The organism is Acinetobacter sp. SH024, from assembly GCF_000163635.1.
Taxonomy (GTDB): domain Bacteria; phylum Pseudomonadota; class Gammaproteobacteria; order Pseudomonadales; family Moraxellaceae; genus Acinetobacter; species Acinetobacter pittii.
In genome coordinates, this window is the sequence record NZ_GG753600.1 from 481,725 (window position 1) to 495,167 (window position 13,443).

Consider the following 13,443-nt stretch of genomic DNA (forward strand, 5'->3'; position numbering starts at 1 on the left):
TTTATTAGGTTATTAGTGCATCGCCTGAATTTTTTCTAAGAAAAGTTTAGCACGCTCATGACGAGCTTCTAAATTATCAAAGAATTCATGGGTTGGGCAGTCTTCTAAAATTTTACCTTCATCCATGAAAATTAAACGGTTAGATACTCTTTTAGCAAAGCCCATTTCATGCGTAACACACATCATGGTCATGCCTTCATGTGCGAGCTGCACCATAACTTCAAGAACCTCACCGACCATTTCAGGATCAAGTGCAGAAGTTGGTTCATCAAACAACATACAGATTGGGTCCATAGACAAGCCACGTGCAATCGCTACACGTTGCTGCTGACCACCCGACAACTGCCCCGGAAATTTATCTTTATGAGCAAGTAAGCCTACACGCTCTAAATATTTCAAACCTTTTGCACGAGCATCTGCAACTGAACGCTTTAACACTTTAACTTGAGCAATCGTCAAATTTTCCAAAACAGTCATGTGCGGAAAAAGCTCAAAATGCTGAAAGACCATTCCCACTCGTGAACGGAATTTAGCAAGATCTGTTTTTGGATCTTTAAGTGAAATTCCATCAACAATAATGTCACCTTGTTGAAATGGTTCTAAAGCATTTACTGTTTTGATGAGTGTTGATTTTCCCGAACCAGATGGTCCGCAAACAACAACGACATCACCTTTTTCAATACTCGTCGTGCAATCTGTTAAAACCTGAAAATCACCATACCATTTAGAGATATGTTGGATGTCTATCATTGGCATTTAAAATCTCCAATTAGCGAATGATGGCAATTTTTTGCTGTAAGCGTTTGACTAAATGCGACAGCACAAACGAGCTACAGAAATACACTACAGCGACGATTAAATAGAATGTTGCTTTTGTTTCAGGTCCATACGTATTAGCTAATGTATCTGCACGACCTAAAAAGTCTGGTGCACTAATCACATAAACTAAAGAGATGTCCTGAAATAGAATGATTGTTTGAGTTAACAATACTGGGAGCATGTTACGGAAGGCTTGAGGTAATACCACGTAGCGCATTGATTGACCGTAGGTAAAACCTAGCGCATAGCCTGCATGTACCTGACCTTTTGAAATAGACTGAATTCCAGAACGTACAATTTCCGAGAAAAAAGCTGCTTCAAAAATGGCAAAAGTTACAACACTCGAAAACAACGGTCCCCAATAAGTATCAGATTGAAACTCAAATACTTTCGGCAACAAAAAATAGAAGATAAAGATCACCTGAATCAGTGGAATACCACGAAACAGATCAACATAAAATTTTGCAAAATTACTTGCGATGGCATTACTAGATAAACGCATCATTGCCAATGGGGTTCCAATTAGGATACCGCCCATCATTGCTAATACCGTTACGGTAAGCGTAAAAATGAAACCTTCTTTGAGTGCCGCGATCACATCAGGGTTTTGTAATAAAGAAAAATCCATGATTACTTCCCTCCTGAACCTAAGCCAGGTACAGCCATTCGTTTCTCAATCCATGCCATCACAAACTTAATGCTATAAGTGATAATCAAATAAACAGGCGTAGAGAGAATAAGAATGATAATGTCCTGAGAAGTTTCTTCACGCATGGTTTTCGTGTAAGCAAAGAAATTCAACACACTCAACGCATATAAAACAGCTGAGTTTTTAAAAACGTTCATTGCTTCAGATGTAATCGTTGGCCATACGGTACGATATGCAACCGGTAAAATGACATAACGATAGCTTTGTGCAGTAGTAAAACCCATAGCGGAAGCTGCGAACTTCTGTCCACGAGAAACGGTATTAATTCCGGCACGTATGTGCTCAGATACACGGGCAGCCGTGTAGAGACCTAATGCAAAAACACCAATAACCGCCGGTTGCTGATTTAAAATATTTTTCCACCAACCGCCAGCAACTACATCCCCACTACCTGCACTTAAGCTGTCCGGTAAAAACTCGGGAAAAACAAAAGCCCAGAAGAATAGTTGCACAATAAGTGGAATATTACGGAAAATTTCAACGTAACAATTGCCGATAAATGCGAGAGGTTTGTTGGGTAATGTACGAATTACCCCTAGGAGAGAACCTAATAAAAATGCGATAAGAAAGGCTATAATAGCTGTCCAAACCATAGTGAACACGCCTGAACCTAACATTTGTAACCATGTGGGTGCCTCAGCATAAGCATTGTAGCTTGAGCTACCAATAGCTTTACAAACTGATTCTGCCCATGCGGCTTTATCGACACCATATTCATTAGACTCCGCACAGAATATAGTCCAGTTTAGCGAGCCGACTGACATGTTTGCCCCTTAAATTAATATCTTTAGAAAATAGACCACTTGTGCAAATGAATCTTTACACTTACACAAGTAAATTTAGGACAAAAAGATCCAGTTAGATTCCTGCATCTGTTGGGTTAGCTTTTAATTTCTTATAAGATGAACTTTGTTGCATGTTCAAATTCGTGTTTTTTGGTGGAATTGGAGATAAGAACCACTTCTTATATAAAGCGTCCATTTTACCAGTTTTCCACAAGTTATTTACAGTACGGTCTGCAACCGCTTTAAATTTTGGATCATCTTTAGCAAGCATAATTCCATAAGGTTCAGATGAAAGTACCGGACCTACAATTGCGAAAGCTTTAGGTGTAGAAGACTTAGCAATCAAGCCTGCTAAAATATTATCATCCATTACAAATGCAGCAGCACGGCCAGATGCCATCATGGCAAAAGAGTCAGCATGATCTTTACCATAAATATTTTGAACATTAACTGCCTGACCTTTTTCATTCATCTTGATGTATTTGTCAGATGTAGTTCCTTGAGTGGTAACAACTGCTTTACCATTTAAGTCTGCCAAACTTTTAATACCAGAGTTTGCTTTAACAGCCATGCGCACTTCTGTTGCATAGTAGTTAGTTGAGAAACCGACTTGTTGCTGACGTTGTTTAGAGTTTGTAGTGGTACCACATTCCATATCGATATTGCCTGCCAAAAGCTCAGGAATACGTGTTGATGAAGTGACTGCCTTGTACTCAACTTTTAAGCTAGGCATTTTCAATTCTTTTTTAATGTCATTTGCAAACTGGTTACAGATATCGACTGCATAACCTACTGGTTTACCTGCAACAACATATGAAATTGGATCTGAGGATTCTCGATGACCAATTACGATTTTTCCGGTACTTTTAATTTTAGCTAATGTATCTGCTGCTTGAATTTGAGAAGTAGCGCCAACCGTACAAAGCATAACTGTTGAAATAATGAGAGAGGTTGCAGAACGTTTCATAAGAACTCCTTGATGATCATTCTCTCTATTTATCTATAGAATCATTCATATAGAGCAATAGAGTGATTTTTTATTAAATTGCAATTATCGAGCCAACTTTTCCAAGTCGGACCCATCCATTTGCTTCACTTATTCTATTCAATCTGTTTTGCAGAATTAATACCTTTAAAACTGCTCACATGTTTCTACTTTAATCTATGTTTTAATCTTCTGTCTATTATTAAGCTCATCTATTTACACTTAAATGTGGCAATTATTGATTACATTGTAAACACATGCACAATAAAGTGGCTTAACTTTGGCTAAAAATAGTATTTAGAAAAATTGTATTTTCCAAAAAATCATAAAAATTAAAGTTATTAGTCATTTAGATAAAATGGAATTTATATTGTAAAAAGTAATTTTGGCATCAAAATAATATAAACAAATGGCTTAATAAAAATCATTTAGAAAATTGATAGTAATATCTACCTTAATAAAATAACTAGCAAAGATAAAAATAAGCCCCGATTTCTCAGGGCATTTTATAATTTTAAATTCCGCGCCAATCTACTCGCGCATTACGCTCAGTTTGATATATTCTTAAAACATACTGACCTAGAGGTAAATCGAGTAAATTTTGTTGATAGTTATTCCATTCTTCCGAAACACCTTCAGCCTCTTCCCGCTCCCACGGCGTACCCTTTATTTCTAATAAAGGAGCAAGCATAGAACATACAGAAATATCAGCAAGACTTAAGCGATCGCCTACCATATAACGTGCCTGATTTTCGATTAAGCAGTTATTTAGTTCATTTATGAGTTCATCCATACGTTCTTTTGACAGGTTGACTAGCTCTTCTTCAATTTTATAGTTCTTCTTTACCAGTGTTTTGAGGAATGGCTTGGATATTTTTTCAAACTGACGTAAATAGCCTTGTTCACCCATCATAATTTCTAAAGCATGGTCTCCATGTGCCAATGTGTGAGCTAGAGCCCAACGACGGACATGAATACCCAGCTCATCAGCCAAGCTATCTATTTTTAATGTTTGCTGTCTTAATTGTTCATCACGACGTAACAGTGAATGCTCCGGATAAGTATCATCCAGATAAAGTGCAATTTTAGTCGATTCAGCGATCCATTGATGATCATCTTTCAAAATAGGCAATAAATTTTGGCCTGTTTTGAGTTGTGCAAAAGCACGATGAAAGCCTGGAATTAAGTTATGAGCCACATAATCAAGTTCTTTATGGTCTAACAACCAGCGAGCTTTTTCACAATAATGGGACAAAGGAAACTGATACAAAACCCGCATAAAATCTCCACGTTTATTTTTATTTGACTATTTGTACAAAAATGGTCGTCGGTAAGTAGATACTTTAGAAGCTATTTTTAGTTAAAACAATGGATATTGTGCTCATTTTTCACTGACACTTAAGTCTATTTTTTTTATATCTTTTTTTACCGTACTTATTGCTCTTTTTCATATTAAAACCAATTCTATTATTATTTTTCCGCATAACAATCTTAAGCTATTGTTTTTTATAATCTTTCAATATCTCTATTTTTTCATTAAAAAGCAAAAAAAATGCTTTGCACTTTATTTCATAAGCTGAGCATAAGTCCTCGTTTAGTGGAAAAATATTTCTTTTGTAAGGTAATGACAGCAATACAAGGTGTCATTATGTCTAATTCTCTATCTAAAACGACGGCGTACGTCCAAGTCATTCAAAATGATCAACAAGCCATTAACGCTGCTTATCAAGTGGCTGATTTTGCTTTAGAGGGTCGTAATACACGTGATCAACAACGCTTATTACCACATGAGCAAATCGAAAGCTTTAGTCAAAAAGGCTTAGGGGGAATTCGCATTGCAAAAAAATATGGCGGTGCTTTTGTTTCCAATAAAACACTGGCACAAGTTTTCCGTATTTTAAGTAAAGGCGATGCTAATATTGGTCAGATTCCACAAAATCAGATTAGCTTGTTAAACCTGATCGAAATCATGGGTACAGAACAACAAAAACAATTTATCTTTTCAGAAATATTGGCAGGCAAGCGTCTTGCCAATGGTGGACCAGAACGTAATACCCATGATTCAAAAACCTTAAAAACCACTCTTACTATTGAAAACGGCAAATATATTTTAAACGGCGAAAAGTTTTATTCGACGGGAACAAGTTTTGCGCATTGGCTTGCAATTAAAGCGATTCATCCCGAAGGCCATGTGGTTTTAGTGATTGTTAACCGAAATGCTCAAGGTATTGAAGTCATTAATGACTGGAATGGGTTTGGTCAGCGTACTACAGCGAGCGGTACAGTTAAATTAAATCATGTTGAAGTTAATCCAGAACTCATTTTTGATGAGCGATTATTAACTAAAACCCCTAGTTATCGGGGTGCCTATTCGCAGTTATTACAAGTAGCAATTGATGTAGGTATTGCTGAAGCTGCTTTTGAAGATACTTTATCGACTATTCATAAAGCACGTCCAATTATTGATGCAAATGTTGAAAAAGCTAGCTTTGAACATTACACCCTGCAAGAGGTAGGTAAGTTAAATATTTTGCTCGATGCTGCAATTTTACTGCTTGATGAAGCTGCTGAATATTTAGATGAACTTGACCAACTTCAAACTCTGACTGATGAACAAGTAGCAAAAGTTTCAATTTTGGTCGCAGAAGCAAAGGTCTATGCCAATGATGCAGCCCTACAAATTTCTGAAAAACTACTAGAGCTGGGCGGTAGTCGTTCAAGCTTAAGCCAACATAATTTAGATCAACATTGGCGAAATGCCCGTGTACATACCCTACACGACCCTGTTCGCTGGAAATTACATGCCATTGGCAATTATTACCTTAATGGTCATTTCCCTGCCCGCCATGCTTGGATTTAAGGAGAAATTGTCATGACTTCATATCAATCGGTACAAACCAAACAAACATCGGCATCTGGTCAAGCACATATTATTCAAAATGATGCTGAAGCTTTAGAAATTGCCAAACAATTTGCTGAGCAATTTAAAAAAACTGCTGTTGAACGAGACTCTAAGCGAATTTTACCGTATACCGAAATTGATGCATTGAGCCAGTCTGGACTTTGGGCAATTACAGTACCTAAGCAATATGGCGGTGCCGAAGTTTCAAGTCATACCGTTGCTAAAGTGATTGCTCTTTTAAGCGGTGCAGATGGTTCAATTGGACAAATTCCACAAAACCATTTTTATGCTTTAGAAGTATTGCGCAATACAGGTACAGAAGTTCAAAAACAACGGTTATATGGCGAAGTTTTAAATGGCACTCGCTTTGGTAATGCACTTGCTGAGTTTAAAACCAAAACTTCAACTCATAAGCAAACCAATATCCGTCCACACGAAAATGGCTACCTGATTCAAGGAGAAAAATTTTACTGCACAGGAAGTTTATTTGCTCACCGTATTCCAACCTTAGTTTTAGACGATGCAGGTCGAGAATATCTAGCCTTTGTAAAAAGTGGTTCACAAGGATTGAAACTTGTTGATGACTGGTCTGGCTTTGGGCAAAAAACCACAGGTAGCGGCACGGTTAAATTTGATCAGGTTTTTGTAGATGCAGATGATGTTATTCCTTTTGATACTGCATTTTTGCAACCAACCTTAGTGGGCCCTTTTGCTCAAATCATGCATGCATCGATTGAAGTAGGCATTGCACGTGCAGCCTTTGAAGAAAGTTTGCAAAGAGTGCATCAAGCTCGCCCATGGATTGATTCAAATGTAGAAACAGCCAATCAAGATCCTTTAACGATTTATGAGCTAGGACGCATTGCTGTCGATGTACGAGCAAGTGAAGTTTTATTAAAACAAGCTGCGCAATCAATCGATGCCGCAAAAATTGAGACCACACCAGAAAATATTGCGAAAGCATCCATCGATGTTGCCAAAGTACGTGCTCATAGTAGTGATACGGCGCTAAAAGCTTCGTCTAAGCTGATTGAACTTGCTGGTAGCCGTGGTAGTCAATCACAAGATGGTCTAGACCGTTTCTGGCGCAATGCGCGTGTGCATACCTTACATGATGCCGCACGATGGAAATATTACTTTATTGGGAACTATGTACTTAACGGTGTTCTACCACCTCGTCGGGGGACATTGTAATGGCAGATTTCAAAGCAAAAGAGATTTTATTAAACGCCTTTGATATGAACTGTGTTGGACATATCAATCATGGCTTATGGACACATCCACGTGATGAATCACACCGCTTTAATGAACTGAACTATTGGACAGAACAAGCTAAGACCTTAGAAAGTGGTTTATTTGACGGCTTGTTTATAGCCGATATTACAGGTGTGTATGACGTCTATCAAAATGGTATAGATCTCACTTTAAAAGAGTCCATTCAACTTCCAAGCCATGACCCATCTACACTTATTTCAGCTATGGCAGCAGTTACTCAAAACTTAAGTTTTGGTGTCACTGTGAATTTGAGCTATGAACATCCATATCAATTTGCACGCCGCTTTGCGAGTCTTGACCATTTAACTCAAGGTCGTATTGGCTGGAATATTGTTACAGGTTATCTAGATAGTGCCGAACGCTTAATTGGTCAAAAGGGTTTAAAAGACCACGATGCCCGCTATGAGCAAGCCGAAGAGTTTTTAGAACTTTGCTACAAATATTGGGAAGGTTCTTGGGAAAACGACGCAGTTAAAAAAGATAAAGCACGGCGTGTTTTTACAGATCCATCTAAGGTGCATACCATTCACCACCATGGAAAGTATTACCAGAGTGAAGGTGTGTTTCAGGTATCTCCTTCTGTGCAACGCACTCCAACCCTATTTCAAGCAGGTGCTTCACCTAAAGGTATGCAGTTTGCAACACGTCATGCTGAATGTGTATTTATTGGGGGGGATAAACCCGAAAAGATACGTGAACAAGTGAAAAAGATTCGTACTCTTGCCGAACAGCAAGGACGCTCAGCGAATGATATTAAAGTCTTTGTCGGTATAACAGTTGTTGTTGCTGAAACACATGATCTGGCTGTACAGAAACTGAATGAATATCGTCAGTATGCGAGTCCTGAAGCAGGCTTAGCGCATTATGCGAGTTCAACAGGCATTGACTTAAGTAAGTTTGCTGACGATGAAGCGATTCCTTACCAAAAAAGTAACAGTATTGTTTCGATTACCGAAAAGTTTAAAGAACAGCAAATCACAAAAAATGACTTAAAAGCTCAGCATGTTCTAGGTGGTCGTTATCCCCTCATCGTAGGTAGTGGCGAAGAAGTTGCTGAATACTTAATTCATCTTTTAGATGAGACTGATATTGATGGCTTTAATTTGACACGTACAGTTGCACCTGAGTCTCACCACGACTTTATACGCTTGGTCATTCCTGAGCTACAACAACGTGGTCGCTATAAAACTGCATATAAAACGGGTTCACTACGGAACAAAATTTTTAATCGGGGTGATCATTTACCAGAACAGCACCCTGTTCAAGCGTTCCGATGTAGTCCCTATAACAACAGCAAAAACTTAACAAAAATTGAAGAAATAACCGCTTAAATTTGGAGATAGACATGGCTCAAACAGCCTCTAAAAAATGGCTAGGCATAGGCTTAGTCGTTGTAGTCCTTTTTGTTGCTTTGTTCTTATGGAATAAACATCGACAAAGTGGCTCAAATGAACTTGTGATTGGTATTAGTCCACCATTTGCAAAACCATTACAAGCTGCTGCCGATGAAGCAAAGAAACAAGGTTTAAATGTAAAACTTGTCGAATTTTCTGACTGGAATACCCCAAACATTACCTTAAATCATGGGGATATTGATGCGAACTTTTTCCAGCATCAACCCTTCTTAGACAATGCAATTAAAGAAACTGGCTTTAAGTTAAAGGCATTTGCAGTAGGTGCAGCCTCACATGTGGGACTGTATTCAAAGAAATATAAAAGTCTTGATGAATTGCCACAAAACGCACGCGTAGTCATTCCAAATGATCCAGTGAACCAAGGTCGTGCCCTACTTCTTTTACAACAAGCTAAGTTAATTACGCTTAAAGATTCAAATAATCACTTATCTGCACTCAAAGATGTTGTTTCAAACCCTAAAAATTTGCAATTTATTGAAGTTGAAGGACCACAGACTGCTCGTGCAATTGATGATGTTGACTTGGCTTTTGGCTATCCACATTACTTGCGCTTAGCAAAAACAGCAGACCCTAATAGTGCGCTTTTACTGGATGACAATACCAATAAACGTTATGCCATTTTGTTTGTAGTGCGTGATGACTATGAAGATAAGGGCGACAAATTAAAGAAATTTGTTGAGATCTATCAAAACTCGCCAAAAGTTAAAGCTGTGTTAGACGCTGAAATTGGGCCAAAACTTTGGTTCCCTGGCTGGAAGTAATAACGGAAAGATTATGGCGATTCAGTTCAAACAGCATAAGCCTTGGTTACTCGGAATTACGATTTTAATCGTAGTTCTGGGCCTTGTCGGTTACCGTTATATTAAAAATAAACAAGCCGATGATGTTTTAACGATTGGCATTAGCCCGCCTTATGCTGAGCTATTACAAAGCGTTGCCAATGAAGTAGAAAAGCAAGGCGTTCATGTCAAACTCGTTGAATTTTCTGATTGGCGAGCACCCAATGTTGCCGTACAAAACGGCGATATTGATGCAAACTTTTTCCAGCAAAGTGTATTTCTACGTAATGCTGTTAAAGAAACGGGTTATGACTTACATGCATTTGGTGTGGGTTCAGGAAGTCATGTGGGTTTATATTCAAAAAAATATAAATCACTTGAAGATTTACCTTTAAATGCACGTGTTGCCATTCCAAATGATCCGGTTAATTTAGCCCGTGCTTTAATTTTATTGCATCGTGCTGGCTTAATTCAGCTTAAAGATATAAATAATGAGCTTTCAACCACTCAAGACATTATTGCTAATCCTAAACAGCTGAGCTTCGTTGAAGTTGAAGGACCACAGACAGCACATGCATATGACGATGTCGATTTAATTTTCGGCTTCCCTCATTACTTAAAAATGGCAAAGGTAACCGACCCACATAGCGTATTATTTTTAGATCCAATCGATAAAAAATATGCAATTTTGTTTGTGACCCGTCGCGATTACCAAGATAAAAACCAAAAACTTGCAACCTTTGTTAAAGCATTCCAGAACTCAAAACAAGCACAAGATATTCTGGATAAAGACTTTGGTAAAGGTATGTGGTTTCAAGGCTGGAAATAAGGAGAATGACAATGGTGAGTTTTGGATCACAAGTTGATTTTTCTCTACCTCATATCAAAATTCGCGGTTTAAATAAGTTTTACCAATCACAAGGTCAAAAACTGCATGCTTTAAAAGAGATTAACCTTGATATTCCTCAAGGTAAGATTTTAGGCATTATTGGTAAAAGTGGTGCAGGAAAATCTTCCTTACTTCGTACATTAAATGGTTTAGAACAAGTAAATACTGGTAGCATTCATATTCATCAACAAAACATTGCTGAATTGAGCCATTCCGAGCTTATTCAAACCCGTCAAAGAATTGGAATGATTTTTCAACATTTCAATTTAATGTCTGCAAAAACGGTCTGGGAAAATGTGGCATTGCCTTTAAAAGTTTCCAATTACAACAAAGCAGATATCAACCAACGTGTAAATGAGGTTCTAGCTCTCGTAGGTCTTGCCGATAAGTCTGGCTACTATCCATCGCAACTTTCAGGCGGACAAAAGCAACGTGTCGGTATTGCACGCGCACTTGTTCACCATCCTGAAATTTTACTGTGTGATGAAGCCACCTCGGCACTTGACCCTGAAAGTACCGCCACTATTTTGGCTTTACTTAAAAAGATTAATCAGGAGCTGGGTCTTACTATTGTATTAATTACTCACGAAATGCAGGTTATTCGAGAAATTTGTGATCAAGTGGTGGTGATTGATCAAGGTGAGATAGTAGAGGCTGGACAAGTTTGGTCTGTATTTTCACGACCAGAACAACAAATTACTCAAGAATTGTTAAACCTTGAGCAAATTACCCTGCCTTTTAAAATCAGTCCTCTACCCGATGAAGATTCGACTCATATTATTGTAAAACTGAAATATGAGGCTGAAGCACATCAGGTTCCCGATATTCAAGAATTACTTGCCAAATTTAAAGCACCTGTCAATTTATATCAAAGTCAGGTCGATACCATTCAAGGGCATATTATTGGTTCACTTTTAGTCGGTATTCCTAACGTAGAAATTGATATTTCATCTATACGACAAGATGCATTAACTGCAATTGCACAATTTGAGGTACTTGGCTATGCACGACCAGCTCATTGATTTATTAATTACTGGAACTGTAGATACCTTACTCATGGTAGGTGCATCTGCGTTTATTGCTTTTTTAATTGGCTTACCCATTGCTGTTGTTTTAGTCAGTACTTCTGAGCACGGCATTCATCCGTCACAAAAGATTAATCAAGCTTTAGGTTGGGTCATCAACATTACTCGCTCTGTACCCTTTCTTATTTTAATGGTTGCGCTTATTCCGCTTACTCGCTGGATTGTGGGTACAAGTTATGGGGTTTGGGCAGCCGTTGTTCCATTGACGATTGCGGCAATTCCCTTCTTTGCTCGTATTGCGGAAGTCAGCTTACGTGAAGTCGATCAAGGCTTAATTGAAGCTGCACAAGCCATGGGTTGCAACCGTAAACAAATTATTTGGCATGTGCTTTTACCAGAGGCTTTACCGGGTATTGTGGCAGGCTTTACCGTGACTATTGTGACTATGATTAACTCTTCTGCAATTGCCGGTGCTATTGGTGCAGGTGGATTAGGAGACATTGCTTATCGTTATGGTTATCAACGTTTTGATATGCAAATTATGGTGGCTGTCATTTTAGTCTTAATTGTTTTAGTCATGTTGGTACAAGCGGCTGGCGATGCATTAGCCCAGCAACTTGATAAACGTAAAGTTTAAACGCAATACAACCCTGCTCTAGCCATGACTTTGTCATGGCTTTCATGTAAAATCAGCGACAATTTTTAATTTACACATTTGTGAGTGGTTTTCATGGGTTTTAATTGCGGTATTGTTGGTCTGCCAAACGTAGGGAAATCTACCCTTTTCAATGCATTAACGAAAGCAGCGATTGCAGCGGAAAACTTCCCTTTCTGTACCATTGAACCAAACACAGGTATTGTTCCTGTACCAGATCCACGTTTAGACAAACTTGCTGCGATTGTTAAACCACAGCGTATTTTGCCAACTACAATGGAATTTGTGGACATTGCAGGTCTTGTTGCTGGTGCATCAAAAGGTGAAGGCTTAGGTAACCAATTCCTTGCTAACATTCGTGAAACTGATGCAATTGCACACGTTGTACGTTGTTTCGAAGACGAAAACGTAATTCACGTAAATGGTAAAATTGATCCATTAGACGACATCGCAACTATTAATACTGAACTTGCGCTTGCCGATCTTGAAACTGTTGCTAAAGCAATTTTACGCTTAACTAAAGTTGCTAAAGGCGGTGATAAAGAAGCTGTAGCAACTAAAGCAGTTTTAGAAAAAATCCAACCGTTACTTGACGAAGGTAAACCAGCTCGTGCAGCTGATTTGTCTGATGACGAACGTAAATTAGTTCGTGGTTTTGGTTTAATGACTTTAAAACCAACTATGTATATTGCAAACGTTGCAGAAGATGGTTTTGAAAACAACCCGCACTTAGAAGCAGTTAAAAAACTTGCAAGCGACGAAAACGCAATTGTTGTTCCTCTTTGCAACCAAATCGAAGCTGAAATTTCATTATTAGAAGATGAAGATCGTGCTGAGTTCCTAGAAGCAATGGGCATGGAAGAACCAGGTTTAAATGTGGTTATTCGTGCAGGTTATGCGCTTTTAGGTTTACAGACTTATTTCACTGCTGGTGTACAAGAAGTTCGTGCATGGACAGTAAAAGTTGGCGCAACCGCTCCTCAAGCTGCTGGTGTGATTCATACCGACTTCGAAAAAGGCTTCATCCGTGCTGAAGTTGTTGCATATGATGACTTCGTACAATACAACGGTGAAAACGGCGCTAAAGAAGCTGGTAAATGGCGTTTAGAAGGTAAAACTTACGTTGTTCAAGACGGCGATGTAATGCACTTCCGTTTTAACGTTTAAGTTAAAGCTAAAAAAGCCCCAATATGTTGGGGCTTTTT

The 13,443-nt window shown here is 38.4% G+C and carries 13 protein-coding genes; 8 read left to right on the top strand and 5 right to left on the bottom strand.

Translation table 11 applies throughout. The features are described from left to right. Window positions 1-12: 12 nt before the first annotated feature. The 5 genes from HMPREF0013_RS08215 to HMPREF0013_RS08235 form a co-directional block, all read right to left on the bottom strand. Window positions 13-756 carry an amino acid ABC transporter ATP-binding protein gene (locus tag HMPREF0013_RS08215; RefSeq protein WP_002114298.1) on the bottom strand — a complete coding sequence of 248 codons (744 nt, stop codon included), beginning with the start codon at window positions 754-756 and terminating at the stop codon, window positions 13-15. A gap of 13 nt (window positions 757-769) precedes the next feature. Further along, the gene (locus tag HMPREF0013_RS08220) at window positions 770-1,447 is read right to left on the bottom strand and encodes an amino acid ABC transporter permease (RefSeq protein WP_002114551.1); all 678 of its coding nucleotides are present in this window, start codon (window positions 1,445-1,447) and stop codon (window positions 770-772) included. Window positions 1,448-1,449: 2 nt separating this feature from the next. Further along, on the bottom strand, window positions 1,450-2,292 hold the full coding sequence (locus HMPREF0013_RS08225; RefSeq protein WP_002114400.1) for an amino acid ABC transporter permease: 843 nt from the start codon (window positions 2,290-2,292) through the stop codon (window positions 1,450-1,452). 94 nt (window positions 2,293-2,386) lie between these two features. Beyond that, complete coding sequence (locus HMPREF0013_RS08230; RefSeq protein ID WP_002114541.1) at window positions 2,387-3,280, bottom strand: amino acid ABC transporter substrate-binding protein; 894 nt, start codon at window positions 3,278-3,280, stop codon at window positions 2,387-2,389. A gap of 532 nt (window positions 3,281-3,812) precedes the next feature. After that, window positions 3,813-4,577, bottom strand: a complete 765-nt coding sequence (locus HMPREF0013_RS08235; protein WP_002114410.1) for a glutathione S-transferase family protein — start codon at window positions 4,575-4,577, stop codon at window positions 3,813-3,815. 345 nt (window positions 4,578-4,922) lie between these two features. On the opposite strand from HMPREF0013_RS08235, the gene HMPREF0013_RS08240 reads away from it, so the two are divergent. The 8 genes from HMPREF0013_RS08240 to ychF all read left to right on the top strand — a co-directional run bounded on the left by HMPREF0013_RS08240 (window position 4,923) and on the right by ychF (window position 13,405). Then, window positions 4,923-6,158, top strand: a complete 1,236-nt coding sequence (locus HMPREF0013_RS08240; protein ID WP_005802387.1) for an SfnB family sulfur acquisition oxidoreductase — start codon at window positions 4,923-4,925, stop codon at window positions 6,156-6,158. Window positions 6,159-6,170: 12 nt separating this feature from the next. Beyond that, on the top strand, window positions 6,171-7,394 hold the full coding sequence (locus HMPREF0013_RS08245) for an SfnB family sulfur acquisition oxidoreductase (RefSeq protein ID WP_002114479.1): 1,224 nt from the start codon (window positions 6,171-6,173) through the stop codon (window positions 7,392-7,394). Beyond that, the gene (locus HMPREF0013_RS08250) at window positions 7,394-8,806 is read left to right on the top strand and encodes an LLM class flavin-dependent oxidoreductase (protein WP_002114361.1); all 1,413 of its coding nucleotides are present in this window, start codon (window positions 7,394-7,396) and stop codon (window positions 8,804-8,806) included. The genes HMPREF0013_RS08245 and HMPREF0013_RS08250 overlap by 1 nt, the downstream gene beginning before the upstream one ends. Window positions 8,807-8,820: 14 nt before the next feature. After that, window positions 8,821-9,651, top strand: a complete 831-nt coding sequence (locus HMPREF0013_RS08255) for a MetQ/NlpA family ABC transporter substrate-binding protein (protein WP_000079412.1) — start codon at window positions 8,821-8,823, stop codon at window positions 9,649-9,651. Between the two features lie 13 nt (window positions 9,652-9,664). Continuing rightward, complete coding sequence (locus HMPREF0013_RS08260; RefSeq protein ID WP_002114233.1) at window positions 9,665-10,498, top strand: MetQ/NlpA family ABC transporter substrate-binding protein; 834 nt, start codon at window positions 9,665-9,667, stop codon at window positions 10,496-10,498. A 5-nt stretch (window positions 10,499-10,503) separates the two neighbouring features. Continuing rightward, window positions 10,504-11,580 carry a methionine ABC transporter ATP-binding protein gene (locus HMPREF0013_RS0105100; protein WP_078210426.1) on the top strand — a complete coding sequence of 359 codons (1,077 nt, stop codon included), beginning with the start codon at window positions 10,504-10,506 and terminating at the stop codon, window positions 11,578-11,580. After that, window positions 11,561-12,220, top strand: a complete 660-nt coding sequence (locus HMPREF0013_RS0105105; RefSeq protein WP_002114258.1) for a methionine ABC transporter permease — start codon at window positions 11,561-11,563, stop codon at window positions 12,218-12,220. Before HMPREF0013_RS0105100 ends, HMPREF0013_RS0105105 begins: the two co-directional genes overlap by 20 nt. A 93-nt stretch (window positions 12,221-12,313) precedes the next feature. Next, window positions 12,314-13,405: a redox-regulated ATPase YchF gene (ychF, locus tag HMPREF0013_RS08265; RefSeq protein WP_002114545.1), complete on the top strand. Its 1,092-nt coding sequence runs from the start codon at window positions 12,314-12,316 to the stop codon at window positions 13,403-13,405. Window positions 13,406-13,443 lie beyond the last annotated feature (38 nt).

Coding starts and splice junctions, on each gene's coding strand:
- ychF (WP_002114545.1), top strand. CDS start 12,314: ATGGGTTTTAATTGCGGTATTGTTGGTCTGCCAAACGTAGGGAAATCT.
- HMPREF0013_RS08235 (WP_002114410.1), bottom strand. CDS start 4,577: ATGCGGGTTTTGTATCAGTTTCCTTTGTCCCATTATTGTGAAAAAGCT.
- HMPREF0013_RS08215 (WP_002114298.1), bottom strand. CDS start 756: ATGCCAATGATAGACATCCAACATATCTCTAAATGGTATGGTGATTTT.
- HMPREF0013_RS08220 (WP_002114551.1), bottom strand. CDS start 1,447: ATGGATTTTTCTTTATTACAAAACCCTGATGTGATCGCGGCACTCAAA.
- HMPREF0013_RS0105105 (WP_002114258.1), top strand. CDS start 11,561: ATGCACGACCAGCTCATTGATTTATTAATTACTGGAACTGTAGATACC.
- HMPREF0013_RS08225 (WP_002114400.1), bottom strand. CDS start 2,292: ATGTCAGTCGGCTCGCTAAACTGGACTATATTCTGTGCGGAGTCTAAT.
- HMPREF0013_RS0105100 (WP_078210426.1), top strand. CDS start 10,504: ATGACAATGGTGAGTTTTGGATCACAAGTTGATTTTTCTCTACCTCAT.
- HMPREF0013_RS08260 (WP_002114233.1), top strand. CDS start 9,665: ATGGCGATTCAGTTCAAACAGCATAAGCCTTGGTTACTCGGAATTACG.
- HMPREF0013_RS08240 (WP_005802387.1), top strand. CDS start 4,923: ATGACAGCAATACAAGGTGTCATTATGTCTAATTCTCTATCTAAAACG.
- HMPREF0013_RS08250 (WP_002114361.1), top strand. CDS start 7,394: ATGGCAGATTTCAAAGCAAAAGAGATTTTATTAAACGCCTTTGATATG.
- HMPREF0013_RS08255 (WP_000079412.1), top strand. CDS start 8,821: ATGGCTCAAACAGCCTCTAAAAAATGGCTAGGCATAGGCTTAGTCGTT.
- HMPREF0013_RS08245 (WP_002114479.1), top strand. CDS start 6,171: ATGACTTCATATCAATCGGTACAAACCAAACAAACATCGGCATCTGGT.
- HMPREF0013_RS08230 (WP_002114541.1), bottom strand. CDS start 3,280: ATGAAACGTTCTGCAACCTCTCTCATTATTTCAACAGTTATGCTTTGT.